Origin of the sequence: Mycolicibacterium iranicum, from assembly GCF_002101705.1 — a bacterium.
Classification (GTDB): domain Bacteria; phylum Actinomycetota; class Actinomycetes; order Mycobacteriales; family Mycobacteriaceae; genus Mycobacterium; species Mycobacterium iranicum.
Genome location: NZ_LQPC01000047.1, coordinates 1 through 19,808 on the forward strand (window position 1 = coordinate 1; position 19,808 = coordinate 19,808).

General features: G+C 66.5%; 22 protein-coding genes and 1 pseudogene. 17 read left to right on the plus strand and 6 right to left on the minus strand.

Annotated features, from left to right (window positions below):
- From AWC12_RS31385 to AWC12_RS21160, 4 genes and pseudogenes are all read left to right on the plus strand, one after another.
- Positions 1–290, plus strand: a pseudogene (locus AWC12_RS31385) (S1C family serine protease); the annotation flags it as partial.
- A 55-nt stretch (positions 291–345) separates the two neighbouring features.
- Positions 346–1,908, plus strand: a complete 1,563-nt coding sequence (gene ffh, locus AWC12_RS21150) for a signal recognition particle protein (RefSeq protein ID WP_085176795.1) — start codon at positions 346–348, stop codon at positions 1,906–1,908.
- Positions 1,908–2,978, plus strand: coding sequence for a metal-dependent hydrolase family protein (locus AWC12_RS21155; RefSeq protein WP_024447028.1), 1,071 nt, complete (start codon positions 1,908–1,910; stop codon positions 2,976–2,978). Before ffh ends, AWC12_RS21155 begins: the two co-directional genes overlap by 1 nt.
- Before the next feature lies 1 nt (position 2,979).
- Complete coding sequence (locus tag AWC12_RS21160) at positions 2,980–3,639, plus strand: cyclase family protein (RefSeq protein ID WP_024447029.1); 660 nt, start codon at positions 2,980–2,982, stop codon at positions 3,637–3,639.
- Between the two features lie 64 nt (positions 3,640–3,703).
- On the opposite strand, the gene AWC12_RS21165 is transcribed toward AWC12_RS21160, so the two are convergent.
- Positions 3,704–4,540, minus strand: a complete 837-nt coding sequence (locus tag AWC12_RS21165) for a D-alanyl-D-alanine carboxypeptidase family protein (RefSeq protein ID WP_085176796.1) — start codon at positions 4,538–4,540, stop codon at positions 3,704–3,706.
- 69 nt (positions 4,541–4,609) lie between these two features.
- Positions 4,610–5,503, minus strand: coding sequence for a D-alanyl-D-alanine carboxypeptidase family protein (locus tag AWC12_RS21170; protein ID WP_085176798.1), 894 nt, complete (start codon positions 5,501–5,503; stop codon positions 4,610–4,612).
- Between the two features lie 57 nt (positions 5,504–5,560).
- On the opposite strand from AWC12_RS21170, the gene AWC12_RS21175 reads away from it, so the two are divergent.
- A complete protein-coding gene (locus tag AWC12_RS21175; RefSeq protein WP_085176800.1) occupies positions 5,561–5,992 on the plus strand; it encodes a nuclear transport factor 2 family protein in 432 nt (143 codons plus the stop codon).
- Positions 5,993–5,996: 4 nt separating this feature from the next.
- Here AWC12_RS21175 and AWC12_RS21180 read toward each other — a convergent pair whose 3' ends face one another.
- Positions 5,997–6,488 (minus strand): nuclear transport factor 2 family protein, encoded by a 492-nt coding sequence (locus AWC12_RS21180; RefSeq protein WP_085176802.1) that lies wholly within the window; start codon positions 6,486–6,488, stop codon positions 5,997–5,999.
- 226 nt (positions 6,489–6,714) lie between these two features.
- Here AWC12_RS21180 and rpsP point away from each other — a divergent pair, with 226 nt between their 5' ends.
- Genes rpsP through trmD form a run of 4 tightly spaced genes read left to right on the plus strand, consistent with a single transcriptional unit; the run spans position 6,715 to position 8,692 of the window.
- Positions 6,715–7,197 carry a 30S ribosomal protein S16 gene (rpsP, locus tag AWC12_RS21185; RefSeq protein WP_085176803.1) on the plus strand — a complete coding sequence of 161 codons (483 nt, stop codon included), beginning with the start codon at positions 6,715–6,717 and terminating at the stop codon, positions 7,195–7,197.
- Positions 7,198–7,204: 7 nt separating this feature from the next.
- Entirely contained in the window at positions 7,205–7,447 is a 243-nt protein-coding gene (locus tag AWC12_RS21190; RefSeq protein ID WP_003928628.1) for an RNA-binding protein, read from the plus strand.
- A gap of 21 nt (positions 7,448–7,468) precedes the next feature.
- Positions 7,469–7,987 carry a ribosome maturation factor RimM gene (rimM, locus tag AWC12_RS21195; RefSeq protein ID WP_085176805.1) on the plus strand — a complete coding sequence of 173 codons (519 nt, stop codon included), beginning with the start codon at positions 7,469–7,471 and terminating at the stop codon, positions 7,985–7,987.
- A 12-nt stretch (positions 7,988–7,999) separates the two neighbouring features.
- Entirely contained in the window at positions 8,000–8,692 is a 693-nt protein-coding gene (gene trmD / locus AWC12_RS21200; protein WP_024447036.1) for a tRNA (guanosine(37)-N1)-methyltransferase TrmD, read from the plus strand.
- Here trmD and AWC12_RS21205 read toward each other — a convergent pair.
- Positions 8,689–9,615: a serine hydrolase gene (locus tag AWC12_RS21205; protein WP_024447037.1), complete on the minus strand. Its 927-nt coding sequence runs from the start codon at positions 9,613–9,615 to the stop codon at positions 8,689–8,691. The two genes, trmD and AWC12_RS21205, sit on opposite strands and share 4 nt — an antisense overlap.
- Positions 9,616–9,930: 315 nt before the next feature.
- On the opposite strand from AWC12_RS21205, the gene rplS reads away from it, so the two are divergent.
- The 5 genes from rplS to AWC12_RS21230 all read left to right on the plus strand — a co-directional run bounded on the left by rplS (position 9,931) and on the right by AWC12_RS21230 (position 13,667).
- Entirely contained in the window at positions 9,931–10,272 is a 342-nt protein-coding gene (gene rplS / locus AWC12_RS21210) for a 50S ribosomal protein L19 (protein ID WP_024447038.1), read from the plus strand.
- Positions 10,273–10,320: 48 nt separating this feature from the next.
- Positions 10,321–11,235, plus strand: coding sequence for a signal peptidase I (gene lepB, locus AWC12_RS21215; RefSeq protein ID WP_085176807.1), 915 nt, complete (start codon positions 10,321–10,323; stop codon positions 11,233–11,235).
- A 33-nt stretch (positions 11,236–11,268) separates the two neighbouring features.
- Positions 11,269–12,018 (plus strand): ribonuclease HII, encoded by a 750-nt coding sequence (locus AWC12_RS21220; protein ID WP_085176809.1) that lies wholly within the window; start codon positions 11,269–11,271, stop codon positions 12,016–12,018.
- On the plus strand, positions 12,015–12,320 hold the full coding sequence (locus AWC12_RS21225; RefSeq protein WP_003928621.1) for a DUF2469 domain-containing protein: 306 nt from the start codon (positions 12,015–12,017) through the stop codon (positions 12,318–12,320). The genes AWC12_RS21220 and AWC12_RS21225 overlap by 4 nt, the downstream gene beginning before the upstream one ends.
- Before the next feature lie 105 nt (positions 12,321–12,425).
- Positions 12,426–13,667 carry a lipase family protein gene (locus tag AWC12_RS21230; RefSeq protein ID WP_133057372.1) on the plus strand — a complete coding sequence of 414 codons (1,242 nt, stop codon included), beginning with the start codon at positions 12,426–12,428 and terminating at the stop codon, positions 13,665–13,667.
- A 57-nt stretch (positions 13,668–13,724) separates the two neighbouring features.
- On the opposite strand, the gene AWC12_RS21235 is transcribed toward AWC12_RS21230, so the two are convergent.
- Positions 13,725–14,174, minus strand: a complete 450-nt coding sequence (locus AWC12_RS21235) for an Hsp20/alpha crystallin family protein (protein WP_024447042.1) — start codon at positions 14,172–14,174, stop codon at positions 13,725–13,727.
- A 268-nt stretch (positions 14,175–14,442) separates the two neighbouring features.
- Here AWC12_RS21235 and AWC12_RS21240 point away from each other — a divergent pair, with 268 nt between their 5' ends.
- The 3 genes from AWC12_RS21240 to AWC12_RS21250 all read left to right on the plus strand — a co-directional run bounded on the left by AWC12_RS21240 (position 14,443) and on the right by AWC12_RS21250 (position 17,325).
- Positions 14,443–15,183 (plus strand): HAD-IIA family hydrolase, encoded by a 741-nt coding sequence (locus AWC12_RS21240; protein ID WP_412098552.1) that lies wholly within the window; start codon positions 14,443–14,445, stop codon positions 15,181–15,183.
- A gap of 115 nt (positions 15,184–15,298) precedes the next feature.
- Positions 15,299–16,507 (plus strand): CoA transferase, encoded by a 1,209-nt coding sequence (locus tag AWC12_RS21245; protein WP_024447044.1) that lies wholly within the window; start codon positions 15,299–15,301, stop codon positions 16,505–16,507.
- On the plus strand, positions 16,504–17,325 hold the full coding sequence (locus tag AWC12_RS21250; protein WP_024447045.1) for an acyl-CoA thioesterase: 822 nt from the start codon (positions 16,504–16,506) through the stop codon (positions 17,323–17,325). The genes AWC12_RS21245 and AWC12_RS21250 overlap by 4 nt, the downstream gene beginning before the upstream one ends.
- On the opposite strand, the gene AWC12_RS21255 is transcribed toward AWC12_RS21250, so the two are convergent.
- Positions 17,285–19,783 carry an AMP-binding protein gene (locus tag AWC12_RS21255; RefSeq protein ID WP_024447046.1) on the minus strand — a complete coding sequence of 833 codons (2,499 nt, stop codon included), beginning with the start codon at positions 19,781–19,783 and terminating at the stop codon, positions 17,285–17,287. The genes AWC12_RS21250 and AWC12_RS21255 overlap by 41 nt on opposite strands.
- Positions 19,784–19,808 lie beyond the last annotated feature (25 nt).

A 19,808-nucleotide genomic window follows, 5' to 3' on the forward strand; every position in this document is an offset into this window, starting at 1 on the left:
GCCGCGATGGCCGCATCGAGCTCAGCATCAGCCATCCCGGCACACGACACCGAATCCGGCAGCCCTTCGAACATACATGCGACTTTACCGACCCCCACCGACAAGTTCGGCACCAAATCCGCAGCGGCAGTGAGGAAATAGAGCTGGCCAACCTGGACGGCCAGGTGATCGGCATGAACACGGCCATCGCCACCGTCGGCGGATCGGAGGCGGGCAACATCGGCATCGGGTTGGCCGTACCGATCGACCGTGCCGTCGAGGTGGCCAGAGAGATCATCCGGAACGGCTGAGCACACCGTAGCGCCCAGGTCAGGCGTTTCCCGCACCCGCGATAGGCTTGGCCTCGTGTTTGAATCCCTGTCCGACCGGTTGACCGGTGCCCTCTCAGGCTTGCGGGGCAAAGGCCGGCTGACTGATGCCGACATCGATGCCACCGCGCGTGAGATCCGACTTGCATTGCTCGAGGCCGACGTCTCGCTGCCTGTCGTCCGCGAATTCATCTCCCGCATCAAGGAGCGCGCCAAAGGCGCCGAGGTCTCCGCGGCGCTCAACCCCGCGCAGCAGGTCGTCAAGATCGTCAACGAGGAGCTCATCGGAATCCTCGGTGGTCAGACGCGCCAGCTGTCGTTCGCCAGGAACCCACCGACGGTCATCATGCTGGCGGGTCTGCAAGGTTCGGGCAAGACGACTCTCGCCGGCAAGCTGGCGAAATGGCTCAAAGGGCAGGGGCACACCCCGCTGCTGGTCGCCTGCGACCTGCAGCGTCCCGGTGCGGTCAACCAGCTGCAGATTGTCGGTGAGCGCGCAGGCGTGCACGTCTTCGCCCCCCATGCGGGCACTGTCGAGGGCTCCGATGACACCGCACCCGGGGATCCGGTCGCCGTCGCCGCCGCCGGTCTGGCCGAGGCCAGGTCCAAGCACTACGACGTGGTGATCGTCGACACTGCGGGCCGGCTCGGCATCGATCAGGAGCTGATGGCCCAGGCGGCGGCGATTCGTGACGCCGTCAACCCGGACGAGGTGCTCTTCGTCCTCGACGCGATGATCGGTCAGGACGCCGTGACCACCGCGGATGCGTTCCGCGAAGGCGTCGGATTCACCGGCGTCGTGCTGACCAAGCTGGACGGCGACGCGCGCGGTGGCGCCGCGCTGTCGGTCCGCGAGGTCACCGGCCAGCCCATCATGTTCGCGTCGGCGGGCGAGAAGCTCGAGGACTTCGACGTCTTCCACCCCGACCGCATGGCCAGCCGGATTCTCGGCATGGGCGACGTTTTGACCCTGATCGAGCAGGCCGAACAGGTCTTCGACGCCGAGCAGGCCGAGGCCACCGCCGCCAAGATCGGCAGCGGCGAGCTCACCCTCGAGGACTTCCTCGAACAGATGCTGGCCATCCGCAAGATGGGCCCGATCGGCAATCTGCTCGGGATGCTGCCGGGGGCCGGCCAGATGAAGGATGCGTTGGCCGCTGTCGACGACAGCCAGCTCGACCGCGTGCAGGCGATCATCCGGGGTATGACGCCGCAGGAGCGTGCGGACCCCAAGATCATCAACGCCTCGCGCCGGTTGCGCATCGCCAACGGCTCCGGAGTGACCGTCGCCGAGGTCAACCAGCTCGTCGACCGGTTCTTCGAAGCCCGCAAGATGATGTCGCAGATGGCCGGCCAGATGGGAATGCCGTTCGGCCGCAAGAACTCCCGCAAAGCCGGCAAGGGCAAGAACAAGCAGGCGGGCAAGAAGAAGGGCGGCAGGGGCCCGACACCGCCGAAGAACCGCAACCCGCTCGGCGCCGGAATGCCCGGGATGCCGGCCGGGTTCCCGGATCTGTCCAACATGCCGAAGGGGCTCGACGAGTTGCCGCCCGGCCTCGCCGACATCGACTTGTCGAAGCTGAAGTTCCCCAAGAACTGATGCAGGCATTCCGCGTACGCGGTAGAGGACTGCCCCTCGACGAGCCGGTCGAGTGGTGGGTGGTCGACGGACGACTGTCCGCTGAACCGGTGGCCGACGCCGAGACGATCTTCGACGGCGGCTGGGTGCTTCCCGGCCTGGTCGACGCCCACTGCCACGTGGGGCTGGGCCCCGGCGGTGAGATTGAGCTCGATGAGGCCGTCGCACAGGCCGAGACCGAGCGTGGCGTCGGTGCGCTGCTGCTGCGCGACGCCGGATCACCCACCGACACAAGGGTTTTCGACGATCGTCTGGACCTGCCGCGGATCGTCCGGGCGGGGCGGCATCTGGCCCGACCCAAGCGGTACCAGCGCGGGTTCGCCGCCGAGTTGGAGGATCAGTGGCAGCTGCCCGACGCGGTGGCACAGCAGGCCCGGTGGGGCGACGGCTGGGTGAAGCTGGTGGGGGACTGGATCGACCGGGACACCGGCGACCTGGCTCCGCTGTGGTCCGACGACGTCCTGGAAGCGGCGATCGACGCCGCACACGCCAACGGTGCCCGCGTCACCGCCCACGTGTTCGGCGAGGACGCGTTGCCCGGGCTGATCAAGGCGGGAATCGACTGCATCGAGCACGGCACCGGGCTCACCGAGGACACCATCGACTTGATGGTCGAGTACGGCACGGCGCTGGTCCCCACGTTGATCAACATCGAGAACTTTCCCGACATCGCCGGTGCGGCGCATAAGTATCCGGACTATCAGAAGCACATGCGGGCCCTGTACCAATCCTGTTCTGCCAGAATCGGTGCCGCCCGCGAGGCCGGGGTGCCGATCTTCGCGGGCTCAGATGCAGGTAGTGCGGTGGCACACGGCCGTATCGCCGAGGAGGTCGACGCGCTGAAGGGGGTTGGGATGTCGCCGACCGAGGCGCTCGGTGCTGCCTGCTGGGACGCCCGCGAATGGTTGCGGAGGCCGGGCCTTGAGCACGGCGCGTCCGCCGACCTCGTGTGCTTCGCCGAGGACCCTCGCACGGGCGCTGCAGTGCTGGGCAATCCGACGATGGTGATCCTGCGCGGAGTCGTCTACTGAGATGGCGCGTATCGTCGACCTGAGCCACCGGATCCGCGCCGGCCTCATCACGTACCCGGGCCTGCCCGCGCCTGTCATCACGCCGCACCTGACCCGTCGTGAATCTCGCGAGAAATACGCTCCGGGAACCGAATTCGCGATGGACATCATCACCATGGTCGGGAACACGGGTACCTACCTGGATTCGCCATTCCACCGGTACGCCGACGGGGCCGACCTCGCGGGCCTCGATCTCGCGACGCTGGTGGGCCTGCCCGCCGAGGTATTCCATCTCGAAGGTCAGCGCGCCGTCACCGCCACCCATGTCGCCGGCCGTGAGGTGCGCGGGTGCGCCGTGTTGCTACACACGGGATGGGACAGGCACTTCGGCACCGATGCGTACGGTTCGGGTGCGCCGTTCGTGACCGCGGAGGCGGCGCAGCATCTGGCGGAGGCCGGCGCGGTCCTCGTCGGCATCGACTCGGTCAACATCGACGACACGGAGTCCGGCGGACATCGCCCGGTGCATACGCTCCTGCTCGGTGCCGGGGTGCACATCGTCGAGCACCTCACCAATCTCGGCGCGCTGCCCGAGAAGGGTGCGCGCTTTACCGCGGCACCTCCGGCGATCGAGAACTTCGGGACGTTCCCGGTGCGCGCGTTCGCAGAAATCGCCAACTAGGCCGAATTGCGCGACGCCGAAGCGGTTCTCGGGCCCGCATTCCGCCGCTGCGTCACGCAACTTCCTACGGTTGGCTGAATCCGTAGTTCAGCAGGTCGATTGCCTGCCCGTACAGATCGCCGCTGCCGTACATCTGAACCACGACCAGGCGCCGGTTACCGCGCTGCGCCGCGCCGACGTAGGTCTTGCGGGCGAGATTGGTGAAACCGGTCTTGCCCCCCAGGTCGCCGGGATACCGGCTCAGCAGCTCGTTCTGGTTCTGCAACGTCTTACCGGGGAAGGGTGCCGACGGTGACCGCATGATCTGGGCGATCAGCGGATACTTCAGCGCTGCGCGCATGATGACCGCCAGATCGTGTGGGGTCGTGACGGATTCCCACCCCGGACCGTCCAGTCCCGACGTCGATGACGCTTTGGTGCTGCGTGCACCGACGAGTGCGGCCTTGCGGTTCATCGCGGCGACGGCGACCTGCTGGCCGCCGAGCATGTCGCCGAGCATGGTCGCGGCGTCGTTGCCCGACACCATCAGAATGGCGGCCACCAGTTGCGCGGTGGTGTAGGCCTGCCCGGGTTTGAGCCCGACACAAGAACATTCGATCCTGGTGTGGGACTCGTTGGCCCTGGCGAAGTTGTCCGGCCGAAGGTGGTCCAGCACGGTCATCGCCAACAGAACTTTGATCGTGCTGGCGGGAGCGTAGGTGCCGAATGGATCCTTGCTGGCCAGTACGCGGCCGGTGTCCAGGTCGGCGACCAGCCACGCCTTCGCCGGACCATCTGGAAGGGGTTGGGCGGCAGCGGGTTCGACGGCGGGTTGGGCCCAACCGGCCGGTGCGACGGACACCGACGAGGCAGGGATGAGCGCTCCGAGGGCGAGCGCCAGCCCCGCGAGTTGTCTTCGCACAAATGGCGACGCTAATCGCGCCAGGACTCGACTTGCGCGCGATCAGATATCCATCCGGTCTCAGCCGGTTTAAAGCCTGCTGATCCCCGGATTCGGACCGAGCGCGAAACCCCAGTCCAGCAGCGCCGCGGCCTGATCCCAGTACGTCGGCCCGCCCTCTTTGACCAGCCCGTACATCAGCGCGACGACGAGATGTCTGCCGTTGCGCGATGCGCCTGCGACGAACGTCTTGCGCGCGAGGTCGGTATAGCCGGTCTTGCCTCCGAAGGCGCCGGGGTAGCGGTGCAGCAGCTCGTCCTGGTTCACCAGCACGGTGTCGCCGGTCTTGGTGGGGAACACGGCGGTGGGTTGCGCGGTGATTTGCGCGAACACCGGATAGGCCATCGCGGCGCGGAAGATCACGGCGAGGTCGTGGGGCGTGGACCAGATGTCGATTCCGGGGCCGTCGATGCCCGAGGGTGAGCCGGCATTGGTGCCATAGGCGCCCACCATCGCGGCCTTGGCGTTCATTTTCGTCACGGCGGCCTCACGACCGCCCAGCATCGTCGCCAATGTGTTGGCGGCGTCGTTGCCCGACACCAGCAGCAGACCTTCGAGGAGCTGGCGGGTCGTGTAGGTGACGCCCGGGGCGACTCCCGCGCAGTTGCACTCGACCTTGGTGTCGGCCTCGTTCGCCACGATCGTCGCGTCCAGGGGCAACTCGTCGAGGGCCACCATCGCCAACAGGATCTTGATGGTGCTTGCCGGGGCGAAGTGGCCGTTCTCGTTCCGACCGGCCAGCACGGCGCCGGTGTCCATGTCGGCGAGGACCCACGCCTCGGCCGGTCCGTCGGGAACCGGCATCGAGCCGGCGGGCTGGGCGATCCCCGACATGGGTACGGCCGAAGCCTCCGGCGACGTGATCGCAGCGCCCCCGGCGGCCAGACACAGCGTGGCCGCGAAGGCCGCGAGAAGCCTTGTCATGGCGGCTGAGTCTAACTGCGCGTGATGCGGCGGGCGGATCGTGTTCAATCTAAAGCCATGTTGAGCATCGAGGAGATCTCGGACCGGCTGGAGATCCAGCAACTGTTGATCGACTACTCCACGGCGATCGATCAACGTCGCTTCGACGACCTCGACGCGGTCTTCACCCCGGACGCCTACATCGACTACCGGGTGGCCGGCGGCATCGACGGCAGCTTCCCGGAGGTGAAGGCGTGGCTCAAAGAGGTGCTGCCCAACTGTCCCGCGTACTACCACCTGGTCGGCAACGCCGATGTACGCATCTCGTACGGTCCGGAGGGGGACACCGCGACGTCGCGCGCGATCTGTTTCAACCCCATGGCAATGGGCGGTGACGGTGGCCAGATCTATTTCGTCGGCATCTGGTACGTCGACGAGTTCGTCCGTACCGATCAGGGCTGGCGGATGAGCAAGCGCGTCGAAGAGAAATGCTTCGACAAGATCGTGTGACCCGTCACCGGGCGCCGCGCCGCGCGATCTTTGCCGCGGTGCGCTTCAGGCGGTCGGACAGATACAGCGAGAACGCCACGTTGAAGACGTCTTCGCGAAGCCGGGTCAACGTCGAGCTGGTGATCAGCCAGCGCCCGTCGGTCTTCTCGTAGGTCTCGCGGTAATGCCCGTAGCCACGCAGGTTGAACCCGGGCGCCAGCCGCACCACGTCTTCGAGGGCCCACACGCCCTGTGCGGTCGTCGGCGAGGTCAGCTCGATTTCGGGAGCGTGCACCTGGTGCACGGTGACGTTGCCGCGCAAGCTGCGGCGGGGGAACGCAACGAACTCATCAGCTCCGGTGATGACCTTGCCGCCGGCCTGCGAGGTGTCACTGTGGAAGCCTTCGCTGAACAACGACCGCCACGCGTCCCAGTCCTTGGTGTCCAGGAGCCGGCAGTAGCGCGCCTTGAGCTGCTTGATCGCCTCGATCTCCCGCAGCGCGGCCGCGTCGTCCATGCCTAGAAAGGTGACACTGCGGTGTCGTTTTGTAAAGCGTCCGCGAGGTGGCCGGATGTGGGATTTCCACTGATGGGCGCAGGTCTGGCACAATGGGCGGCTGTCCGCGTACGGCTTCCGCGAGGATGCGCCGTGCCCAGTCACACACGTAAGGCAAAACCGGATCCGGCATCCCGCCGCGATCGCTGAATTGCAGCGTGGCAATCACAGGAGAGATCGCTCAATCATGGCTGTCAAGATCAAGCTCACCCGCCTCGGGAAGATCCGCAATCCGCAGTACCGCATCTCGGTCGCCGACTCGCGCCCCCGCCGCGACGGCCGCTCCATCGAGGTCATCGGCCGGTACCACCCGAAGGAAGAGCCGAGCCTCATCGAAATCGACTCCGAGCGCGCCCAGTACTGGCTCGGCGTCGGCGCTCAGCCCACCGAACCGGTTCTGCAGCTGCTGAAGATCACCGGCGATTGGCAGAAGTTCAAGGGTCTGCCCGGCGCAGAAGGCACCTTGAAGGTCAAGGAGCCCAAGCCCAGCAAGCTCGACCTGTTCAACGCTGCACTCGCCGATGCCGACGGCCCCTCGACCGAGGCCACCACGCCGAAGAAGAAGAAGGCTCCGGCCAAGAAGGACGAGCAGCCCACCGAGAGCACTGAAACTGCCGAGGCCACCGAGGCACCCGCCGAGGCCGCCGCCGAGACCCCGGCTGAAAGCTGAGTCGGCAGTGAGCTCTGTCGTCGTCGACGCCGTCGAGCACCTCGTGCGCGGAATCGTCGACAACCCTGACGATGTGCGCGTCGACATGGTGACCAACCGCCGCGGCCGCACCGTCGAGGTCCATGTCCACCCTGATGATCTCGGCAAGGTCATCGGACGCGGCGGTCGCACGGCGACCGCGCTGCGCACGCTGGTGGCGGGCATCGGCGGTCGCGGAATCCGCGTCGATGTGGTGGACACCGACCAGTAGCGAACCGAAGGGCGCTGCCTGATGGATTTGGTCGTGGGGCGCGTCATCAAGGCGCACGGCGTCACGGGTGAGATGGCCGTCGAGGTCCGCACCGACGATCCCGACGGCCGGTTCGCGCCGGGTGTAACTCTGCGGGGGCGCCCGGGCCGTGGTGGCGCCGAACGCGACTTTGTCATCGAATCCGTTCGTGCACACGGTGATCGGCTTCTGGTTCGGCTGGAGGGCGTCGGTGACCGCAATGCGGCCGATGCGCTGCGCGGCATCCTTTTTCTGGTCGATTCGGGCACTCTGCCACCCATCGACGATCCCGACGAGTTCTACGACCACCAGCTCGAAGGTATGACGGTCACGACGACCGAGGGGCGCATCGTGGGCACGGTGGCCGAGGTATTGCACACGGCCGCAGGCGAATTGCTGGCGGTACGGGATGCAGACGGGGCCGAGGTGCTCGTCCCGTTCGTATCGGCGATCGTCGTGTCGGTGTCGCTTGCAGACCAGGCGGTCGTGATCGACCCGCCCGAGGGTCTGCTCGAACTCTGAGGACGCGCAGCCGTGAAGATCGATGTGGTGACAATTTTTCCCGCGTTCCTCGACGCCCTCCGGCAGTCGCTGCCGGGCAAGGCCATCGACGCGGGCATCGTCGAACTCGCGGTACACGATCTTCGGGACTGGACCCACGACGTGCACCGCTCGGTCGACGATTCGCCCTATGGTGGCGGTCCGGGAATGGTGATGAAGGCGCCGGTCTGGGGGCCGGCGCTCGATGACATCTGTTCAGAGCGGACCCTTCTCGTCGTTCCGTCACCGGCAGGTCGCCTGTTCAATCAGGCTGCGGCACAACGCTGGTCGGGGGAGCAACACCTGGTGTTCGCGTGCGGCCGCTACGAGGGCATCGACCAGCGGGTGGTCGAGGACGCCGCCACGCGGATGCGAGTCGAGGAGGTCTCCATCGGTGACTACGTGCTGCCGGGTGGTGAGTCGGCCGCGGTCGTGATGATCGAGGCGGTGGTCCGCCTGCTGCCCGATGTGCTCGGCAACCCCGCCTCCCACCAGGATGATTCGCATTCTGAGCTCGTTGGCGGTCTGCTGGAAGGTCCGAGCTACACCCGGCCGGCCAGCTGGCGCGGACTCGATGTCCCCGAGGTGCTGCTCTCCGGTGACCATGCTCGCATCGCGGCGTGGCGGCGCGAGCAAGGGCTGCAGCGCACTCGCGAACGACGACCGGACCTGCTCGGCGACGGCTAGATTCGCCCGGCCGGGAACATGGTCTTGACGGCGTCGGTGATGGTCTTGCGGGCCGCGTCGTCGCCGGTGGCCTGCATCGATCCGATTACCATGATGAAGCGACGGTCAGGGCCGATGACGCCCGTGGACAGGTGCATCCAATCCGAGCCGATGCAGCACATCCAGCCTTGCTTGACGGCGACCGGTTCGGCGAAAAGTCCCTCGGGGATGCCGAACCGTTGGGGGTAGATGCCACCGGGCACCATCCCGTCGGGTGCGGTGGGCGTCGACGCGGAGAGGTAGGACAGCATGAGATCGACTTGCGCTCTGGGAAGCCCGCCCGCCCCCGACAGCAGCATGTCGTAGTAGCGGACCAAGTCGGGGGCCGTGCTGATGGTGTTGAACCACCGGCCGTTGCCGGGCCGCCGGGTTGACGTCAGCCCGTAGCGTGTGACGATTCGGTCCACGATCACGCTGCCGCCGCTGCGATTCCAGAACACCTCGGCCGCGCTGTCGTCGGATGACCGCAGCATGACGTTGAGCAGCTTGTGATCGTCCGGCGTCAACGTGGTGCGGCCCTGAGCGACCTGCAAGAGCAGGTCGTCGGCGATGAACAGCTTGACCACGGAGGCGATCGCGATGGGCTTGGTGTTGCCGTTGGTCACCAGTTGGCCGGTGTTGCGGTCGAGTACCGCCGCTGTGATGTCGGCACCCGCCGCAGCTGCCTGGGTGGTGGCCTGCCGCTCGCGATCGGCCAGTCCGGCGAACGTCGGGGTGGGCTCGTCGGGCGGGATCTCGGGCAACGGTGCCATTGTGCCGAGCGGAGCGGTGACCGTCAGATGAGGGCCCGGGGAGACGGGCTGGGCGCTGTAACCTGTCGCCGTACAGGCGGCGAGAAGTGATACCGCTGCGCCACTGGTGAACAGCCTCAACGGCCGTCGCATCGCTCGCTCCTCCAGAGTGTGTGGGCCGACGCTGTCCCCCGAGATCGGGCTGCACAAGGGTGCACACCCGGGCAAAACAAGGGTAACCGTTCCCCACCGAGCTCGCCTTGCGGCGACGGGGGTGCCGGGTGCTCGGTTCAACCGGATTTCGGGGAAACGGTCTCCGTCTGGCACAATTGGGCAGTTGTCTGTGCACGGCTGGGGCCGCATGTCCCGGTTCGGTTGCACGACTCGCCCAAGACGTCCGAATACATCGGCTCTGGTGCGTCATCGTGACGCCGGTACGGAGCCGCGAACAACAAGGAAGTGTCACCGATGAACACGCTGGATTTCGTCGATCAGACGTCGTTGCGCGACGATGTCCCGGCTTTCGGCCCCGGCGACACCGTCAACGTCCACGTGAAGGTCATCGAGGGCTCCAAGGAGCGCATCCAGGTCTTCAAGGGCGTCGTGATCCGCCGCCAGGGCGGCGGTGTGCGCGAGACCTTCACGGTGCGCAAGGAGAGCTACGGCGTGGGTGTCGAGCGCACCTTCCCCGTGCATTCGCCCAACATCGACCACATCGACATCGTGACTCGCGGTGATGTGCGCCGGGCCAAGCTGTACTACCTGCGCGAGCTGCGCGGCAAGAAGGCCAAGATCAAGGAAAAGCGCTGACCCTCGTGGTCGCGCGTGGTCTGACGGCCCGCTGGCTAGTCTGATCACGTGACGCTGTCCTCAGGGCCTTCCGGCAATCCCGACCCGTCCGACGATTCGTCCACCGAGCGCACGCTCGAAGATCCCGACGGTCGAACCGTCGAATCGGATACCGACGGTCGAACCGTCGAATCGGATACCGACGGTCGAACCGTCGAATCAGATACCGAGGACGCCGACGAGAAGTCCGGCAAGAAGAAGCGCGGAGCCCTCAAAGAGTTCGCGATCCTGATCAGCATCGCGCTGGTGCTGTATTACGTCATGCTGACGTTCATCGCCCGGCCGTACCTGATTCCGTCGGAGTCGATGGAACCTACTCTGCACGGCTGCAACGGCTGCGTCGGCGACCGCATCATGGTCGACAAGCTGTCCTACCGCTGGGGCGAACCCGAACCCGGCGACGTCATCGTGTTCAAGGGTCCACCGAATTGGAGCATCGGCTACAAGTCGATCCGTTCGGATAACACGGCCATCCGCTGGGTGCAGAACGCGCTGTCGGTCGTCGGCTTCGTACCGCCCGACGAGAACGATCTGGTCAAGCGAATCATCGCCACCGGCGGACAGACGGTTCAGTGCCGCGTCGACACCGGGCTCACCGTCGACGGCAAGAAGCTCAACGAGCCCTACCTGAGCCCTGAGACGATGATGGCCGACCCTGCGGTCTACCCGTGCCTGGGCAATGAGTTCGGACCCGTCACGGTTCCCGAGGGCAGACTGTGGGTGATGGGCGACAACCGCACGCATTCCGCCGATTCGCGAACCCATTGCACCAACATTCCCGCCGATGCGCAGAAGGGTCTGCTGTGCACCGGCGACCCGACGGCCGGAACCATCCCCGTGGAGAATGTGATCGGGAAGGCGCAATTCATCGCCTGGCCGCCGGGGCGGTGGGGCGGCGTATTGTCGGTCAACCCGCAGAGCTGAACCCGCAGAGCGACACACAGGAGGCACTGACAGTTGCCGGCTGCGTGGCCCCCGAGGGCCGTCATCCGCAAATCGTCGGGTCTGCGCACGCTGGAATCCGCGTTGTACCGGGCCGGTCTCGGACCGGTCGCCGGTGTCGACGAGGTCGGACGCGGGGCGTGCGCCGGCCCGCTGGTCGTCGCGGCGTGTGTGCTGGGCCCCAACCGGCTGGAAAGCCTGTCAGCGCTCGATGATTCGAAGAAGCTGAACGAGGCCGAGCGGGAGCGGTTGTTCCCGATCATCAGGCGCTACGCGCTGGCCTACCATGTGGTGTTCATCCCGTCGGTGGAGGTCGACCGCCGCGGCGTGCACGTGGCCAACATCGAGGGCATGCGCCGTGCCGTGGCGGGCCTGCCGGTGCGGCCGGGCTATGTGCTCTCGGACGGCTTCCGGGTGCCCGGCCTCCCGATGCCGTCGCTGCCGGTGGTGGGCGGCGACGCCGCCGCGGCGTGCATCGCGGCAGCCAGCGTGCTGGCCAAGGTCAGTCGAGACCGGCTGATGGTCGCGATGGAGAACGATCATCCCGGCTACGGGTTCGCCGATCATAAGGGCTACAGCACCCGGGCACACAGTGCGGCGCTGAACCGGCTGGGTCCGTCGAGTCAGCACCGGTTCTCTTTCATCAACGTGCGCAGACTGGTCGTGGATGGGGAACCCGGGGAGCATGGAGAACTTGAGTGCGGGAAGATGCCTGTGGACACGCCAGGAGACGGCGTACTACGTGAAGGACAGTTGAGCCGATGAGTGCCGAAGATCTCGAAAAGTACGAAACCGAGATGGAGCTCTCGCTCTACCGCGAGTACAAGGACATCGTCGGGCAGTTCAGCTACGTCGTCGAGACGGAGCGACGCTTTTACCTGGCCAACAGCGTCGAGATGGTGCCCCGCAACGCCGACGGCGAGGTGTACTTCGAGCTGCGCCTGGGTGACGCCTGGGTGTGGGACATGTATCGGCCCGCGCGCTTCGTCAAGCAGGTCCGGGTCATCACGTTCAAAGACGTCAACATCGAAGAGGTCGAGAAGCCAGAGCTGCGGCTTCCCGAGTAGCCTTCCGCGATGCCGGTTCGCTGTGCGATTTGACGGCTGAACGGGCAGGCCGTCGAATGATCCCATCGACGCGATGACAACACGCCCCCGCACCAGGTGGGCGACATGAGAAATGCTGCCGTCCCGACGCCGGCTGACGACGACTTCTACGTGGCCCCGCCGGGCCTGGGAGACCTCGCGCCGGGCACGGTGTTGCGATCCCGGCGTGTGCCGTTGGCTTTCTTCGGCCGACTTCGGCATGGCTCGGCGGTGCAGCTGATGTATCGCAGCACCGATGCCCACGGCGTGCCGGAGGCCGCCGTCACCACGGTGGTGGTCCCCCGGGGGCGGGCGCCGGAGACGTGCCCCATCCTGTCCTACCAGTGCGCGATCGATGCCGTCGCCGCGCACTGCTTCCCGTCGTATGCTCTTCGCCTCGGTTCGCAGTTGGTGGGCGCCTCGGTGCAGGCCGAATTCCTCTTCATCTCAGCCGCACTAGCACGCGGATGGGCCGTGTCGATCCCGGATCACGAAGGCCTGCAGGGAATGTGGGGTGCACCGTATGAAGCGGGCTTCCGTGTTCTCGACGGTTTGCGCGCCGCCGTGGGGCATTCCGAGCTCGGTTTGTCGGCTCAGGCGCCGATGGCGATGTGGGGGTACTCGGGTGGTGGCTTGGCCACCGGTTGGGCGGCCGAGGCGGCCGCCGATCACGCGCCGGAGCTGAGAGTGGTTGGGGCGGTACTCGGCTCACCGGTGGTGGACCCGGAAAATGTTGCGCGACGCCTGAACTCCACACCGTGGGCAGGGCTGGCCGCGCTGATGATCGCGTCGCTGGTCCACGTGTTTCCCGAGGCGCAGAAGGTCGTCGACGAGCATGCCACCGATGCCGGGAAGGCGCTGCTCACCGAGATCGAGCAGATGTCGACCGGGGCGGCGATCCGCCGATTACGCAATGCCGACATTGCCGACTATGTCGATATGACGCTCGACGAGTTGTTTGCGCTGCCCGAACTGCGGCGCGTGTTCGAGATGACGCGTCTGGGCCAGTCAACGCCAACCATGCCGGTGCTGATGATCCAGGGCCTGCACGACAGAATCGTCGACGTAGCCGACGTTGATGCCCTGGTTCGTCGCTACACCGAGGGTGGAGCGACGGTGAAGTACCATCGCGACCCTCTGGCGGAACATCTGATGCTGTACCCGTTCGCGGTCCCGCTGAGTCTGCGCTGGCTCGAGCGCAGGTTCAACGCACTCGATCACCGCCACGGCCGCAGCGCCTGGCCGGCCGTGCTCGACCCCAGGACATATAGGGGCCTGCCGGGGTGGGCCGCCGGGGTTCCGCGATACGCCCGATCCCTACGACGATGAGGGGCTCAGGGCGGTCCGGCGGCGCCGAACCGCCCTGGGCGACAACAGGTTCGGTTCTCAGTCGGCGTCGACGGTGGTGGGCTCTATCGATGTCTGCGAGCCGGCGCGGCTGACCTCGATCTTGCGCGGCTTGGCGCGTTCGGCGACCGGGATCGTCACCGTCAGGACGCCATTCTCATACGTTGCCTTGATGGCGGCGGTGTCCACGTTGTCGCCGAGTGAGAGCTGGCGCCGGTAACGACCGAAGAACCGCTCGTTGGCCAGCCATTGCGCCGAATCGTCTGATCGGGCGGTGCGGTGCGCCGAGATGGTCAACGTGCCGCTGTCGACGTCGACGTCGACCGAGCCTGGATCGACACCGGGAAGGTCGGCGGTCAGCACGTAATGGTCATCGATCTTGCAGAGGTCCATCGGCATGAACCGTGGCGCGCGATTCGATCCGGTCTGGCTGGCAAGCAGGCCCCGGGTCAGAGCATCGATGTCACTGAACGGATCAAAGCGGAGCACAGCAATCCACCTCCTAAGTTCCAGAGCCCGCCACCCTGGCGGGCGACCAAATCACTGTGCGATGCCGAGGTTAGCACTCGACCCACGAGAGTGCTAGCTCCGATCGGCAAGAATTTTGGATTTTTTGCGACCGGCTCGTGGTGTTCCGCTGTCGCAGTAGATCTTTGGTCTCGGGGTCGTCGGCGGGTGCCGATGGGATGTCGCAGCGCCTGCACGAAACTGACAGACTGAACCCGTGCGCACCTCACCGCTGTGCTGGCTCACCGACATGGACGGCGTTCTCGTCCGCGAGGAACACGCCCTGCCAGGCGCAGCCGAGTTCCTGCAACGCCTCGTCGACCGTGAGCGTCCTTTCCTCGTGCTTACCAACAATTCCATCTTCACCCCGCGCGACCTCGCCGCGCGGCTGGCCCGGTCTGGACTCGTCGTTCCGGAGAGCGCCATCTGGACGTCGGCGCTGGCGACCGCGACGTTCCTCGCCGATCAGCTCCCGGGCGGTTCGGCCTACGTCATCGGCGAGGCGGGCCTGACGACCGCGATGCACGAGGCCGGGTACACGCTGACCGACGTGGCGCCCGATTTCGTGGTTCTCGGCGAGACACGCACGTATTCGTTCGAGGCGATCACCAAGGCGGTCCGCCTTATTCTGGGCGGCGCGCGCTTCATCGCGACCAACCCTGACGTCAGCGGGCCGTCCGCCGAAGGTCCGCTGCCCGCCACCGGATCGGTCGCCGCGATGATCACCAAAGCCACCGGCCGCGAACCCTACTTCGTCGGCAAGCCCAACCCGATGATGTTTCGCAGCGCGCTCAACCGGATCGAAGCTCATTCGGAGAGCACGGTGATGGTCGGGGACCGTATGGACACCGACGTGGTCGCGGGCATCGAAGCGGGCCTGGAGACCATTTTGGTCCTGACCGGGTCGACCACGATCGAGGACGTCGAGCGCTATCCGTTCCGGCCGAGCCGCGTCCTGCCCTCCATCGCGGAGGCGATCGAGCTCATATGATTCCGGTCCACATGGGGCCGGACGTGGAGAAGCCGACGGTGACCGCGGTGTGATGCTGACCGGCAGAGGCGGCAGCGCAGGGATCGCCGAGGGATGAGCTTGCTAGCTTGAGCGGATGACCGAATCAGGGCCTGATCCGGCGCGGCCGCTGGCCGGCGTGCGAGTCGTCGAGATCTCCAGTTTCGTCGCCGTGCCGCTGGCGGGTATGACGCTGGCCCAGCTCGGAGCCGATGTGCTGCGTATCGACCCCGTCGGCGGCGCCGCCGATTACAAGCGCTGGCCCCTCACCGAAGCCGGCGACAGCATCTACTGGGCGGGACTGAACAAGGGCAAGCGATCGCTGGCGGTCGACATGCGCTCGGATCAGGGCCAGGATCTGGTCGCGAGACTGATCGTCGACAGCGGTGTCTTCATCACGAATGTCGCTGGCCGCCAGTGGCATTCCTATGATGCCCTACGCGAGCGCCGGGACGATCTCATCCATGTGGAGATCTCCGGCCGTGCCGACGGGGGCACCGGCGTCGACTACACCGTGAACGCGGCGATCGGATTCCCGCTCGTCACCGGGCCGGCGGGGCTGACCACGCCTGTCAACCACGTGCTCCCCGCGTGGGATGTCAGCTGCGGGCTGTACGCAGCGCTGTCCGTGGTCACCGCATTGCGACATCGGGACGCCACCGGCCGCGGCCAGCAGATCAGTATTCCGCTGGAGAATGTTGCGCTTGCGACCGCGAGCAACCTCGGCCTGCTCACCGAGGCCATGGTGAACGGCACCTCCCGGCAGCGCATCGGCAACGCGGTCTACGGCACCTACGGGCAGAACTTCATGAGCAGCGACGGTGTCGCGTTCATGGTCGTCGTGCTCACCGGCAGGCACTTCCGTGACCTCAACACTCTAACGGGGACGACGGAAGCCGTTGCCGCACTGTCGGAGTCGCTCGGTGCCGACTTCTCCGACGAGGGGGAGCGCTACCGGCACCGCGACGCCCTGAGTGGGCTGTACGCGGAATGGTTCAGCGCCCGCACCGGCGCGGAGATCTCGACGGCGCTGTCGACGACGTCGGTGCTGTGGGAGCGCTACCAGAGCTTCGCCGAGACCGCCTCGGATCCGCGCGTCACCGCCAACCCGCTGTTCACCGAGCTGGACCAGCCGCGCGTCGGCCGCTACCTCGCCACCGGCCTGCCCGTGGCGATCGACGGTGTCTATCCGAAAGCGGTCCCGGCGCCCGCCCTCGGCGACGACACCGACGTCGTGCTGGCCGACTGGCTGTCGCTCGATGCCGCTCAGATCGACGAACTCCGTGGATCTGGCACGGTCGCATGAGCAGGCTGCTCGACCTCCTCGATGTCGCCGATACCGGCGAGGAGACATGGCGTGGGGCGGCCAGTGGTCCGGAGGGCAAGCGCGCCTACGGAGGTCAACTGGTCGCTCAAAGCCTGGCCGCTGCTGCCCGCACCGTCGATGCCGGAAAGTCGCCGACCGCGATGCACCTGCAGTTCCTGCGCGGGGGTGAGGCAGGTAACCCCGTCGACTATTGCGTCGCCCGGACCTACGACGGCCGTACCGCCGCGGCCCGCCGCGTCGATGCGACGCAGAGCGAGCGCCTCCTGACCACGGCGACGGTGTCTTTCTCCGCGCCGCTGCCCGGCCCAGAGCACGGCAGGCGCGGCGAGCTGCCAGACGACCCCGACGCGTTGCCATCGACCGGGCCCGCAGGCCCTGCACCGTCGATGCCGCTCGACGAACTCGACATCCGCCTGGTCGACGACGGCTCCGGGGCAGACTTCGTCAGGCGCCTGTGGTGGAAGACACTTGTCGCGGTGCCCGACGATCCGTTGCTGCACACGCTGATCGCCGTCTACGTCACCGATGTATATCTGATCGACCCCGCGCTGAAGGTGCACGGCCACTCGATGCGATCACGAACGCACCGCAGCGGCACCACCGATTCATCGGTGTGGTTTCACCAAGGCATACGTGCCGATCAGTGGAATCTGTTGGAAGCGAGGTCACCCGCCGCAGCACGCGGCCGCGGCGTCGTCACCGCGAGCCTGATCCGTCAAGACGGCGTCATCGCGGCGACTCTGGTTCAGGAAGGTCTCATCGCAGAGCGGGAGCCTGCACCGGAACCGGCCGGCTGAGCCTGCGTTCGCGCAACCATTGACGGGCCTGGGTCACCATCGCTGTGAGGGTTACCCCGACGACGAGCGACGCCGCCACACCAGCCACCCGATGCTCGCCGAAGAGTGGATACACCTGGTAGTGCGTCAAATACACATACAGCGACGCCTCCGCCACCACGCCCGCAGCAACCGCGACACCGGAGGGACAGCGGATCGCGGGCAGCCAGATCAGCAGAGCCAGTCCGGTGAGCACGAGCAATTCGCGCACCGTGGTGGTGAAGTAGCCGTGCAAGCCTACGGCCAGCACGATTGTCACCGCCGCGCGCTGGATCGTGGTGCTCGCCTTCGCCGCCGCCCAGCCGACCGCGAAGAACCAGAAGGCCAGCATCGTGAACCACGCCTCGCGGCCCAGGTTGAGACCCAGGATGTCATAGCGCAGCGCCATACCGACGGCGAGGAACGCCATCGCCAGTCCGAACGGATACCGTCTCTCCGCGCGGTCCACGGCGGGTAGCCAGAACAGCACTGCGAGGGCGAGCAACGTCCACACCAGCAGCTCGACAAACCACAGCCGGCCCGCGGTCATGCTGTCATACGGGCCCAGGAACTTGTTGGCCAGCAACAGATTCGACAGGTGATAGTCGTCGGTGACCACGAGGGCGACGGCCACCCACAGAATCGACGGGATCGCGATCCACGCGATGGTCGAGCGTAGGTGCTGAACACGTACGGTGCGCGGCAGCGGGGTCAGGCAGAATCGGCCGAAGTTGTAGCCGGCCACTCCGAGGAGGATGTGCGCGCCGCCCCACATGGTGAACAGGTCGGCGTGGGATCCGACGATCAGCACGATCGCGACAGCGCGCAGGGCGACACTGGTTTCCAGCGTGCTTCCCCAGGATTGCCACCGGTGGGGCCTCGGCGCTGGGGCAGCAGCTAGCTCGCGCAGCGTCTTTCGCTGCCAATCGGCGGGCAGCCTGCCCAGGATCCGTTCGAGTCGCACCGACATCGTCACGTAGGTCAAGGAGTTTCCGCCGAGGTCGACGAAGCTGGCTCCGTCGTCGATGTCGGACGGCGGGAGGTTCAGGACATCGGCGAATAGCGCGCGCAGGTCTCCGCTGGCAGCTTCCGGCGCCTTGGCGTCAGCCGCCATGATCCGCGCGGTGGGATAGTCGGGCTTGCCGGAGGGCAGCTGGGGGAGCTCGGCGGCGACGACCGCGTCGACGGCACCCGCCGGTATCCCCGCGGCAGCGGCGGCCGCCCTGCGCACGTCCGCGGGGTCGTGCTTCCCGGCCGCGACGACGGCGATTCGCTCGCCGCGGTCGGTGCACAGGGTCTGCATGCCTTTGCCGCGAAGGGTGGCTTCGAGCTGCTGGAGGTCGATGCGTAGTCCATACATCTTGACGAAACGGCTTCGCCGGCCGACGACTTCGAAGAGGCCGTCATCGGCTCGGCGCGCGATGTCTCCGGTGCGTAGCGCATCAAGGGTCGTTCCGAGTGCGAGATCGGCGGGGGAGTGGGCGTAGCCCATCATGACGTTGGCTCCCCGGTAGACCAGTTCGCCGGTGCCGTCGTCCGGCCAGTCGTCGAGCGGTTCGATCGAGAAGTCGCCGCCCGGGATCGGGATGCCGATCGCGTCAGGCCGGTGGCGCGCCAGGTGTGGTGGGAGGTAGGCCATCCGCGACGTTGCCTCGGTGGCGCCGTACATCACGAACAACCGCCAGCCGTGCTGTTCTGCGACGGTGGCGAACTTCTGCACTCGATCTGGCGGCATCTTTCCGCCCGCCTGCGTGACGTACCGCAGGTGCGGAAGGCTCATGGCGGGGAAGCCGGCCCGCTCGAGCAGCTCGAATGTGTAGGGAACGCCGGCGAACGACGTGCCACGGTGCCGGCGGAACAGTTCCCAGAACTCGCGGTCCGTGACGGAATGTTCGGTCAGTATCAGCGCCGCGCCTGCCAAGAGGTGGCTGTGGATCACAGACAATCCGTAACAGTAGGACATCGGCAATGTGGTTGCTGCGCGGTCACTTTCGTCAATAGCAAGGTACTCGACAATCGATGCCGCGTTGGCGTACAGATTGGAGTGCGAGAGGCGCACGAGTTTAGGGGAGCCGGTGCTGCCAGACGTCGACAGCAGCAGAGCCAGGTCGTCGTGCAGTACGTGCGTGCCGTCACTGTGAATGTGCACACCGGCGCTGTCGATGACGACGTCGGGACGATAGGTAGCGACGATGTTGGCGTGTTCGCGCCCGGGGGGAACGGGTAGGACGACGTGGCGTCCCGCCAGCGCGCCGAGGTAGCGGACCAGCGTCGCGACGTCGTTGCGCGTCTCGATAAGAACCACTTGCCGCCGCTGCCCGAGCTCGGCGGCGAACGCCTCGACACGGTCGGCGAGTGCGCCATATGTGAGCTCGTCGAAGTCGGAGAGGACCGCGATGCGGTCACCCCGGCTGCGCAGGTGATCGACGAGCGGACGCATTCGGTGAGGATACCCTCACCTCATC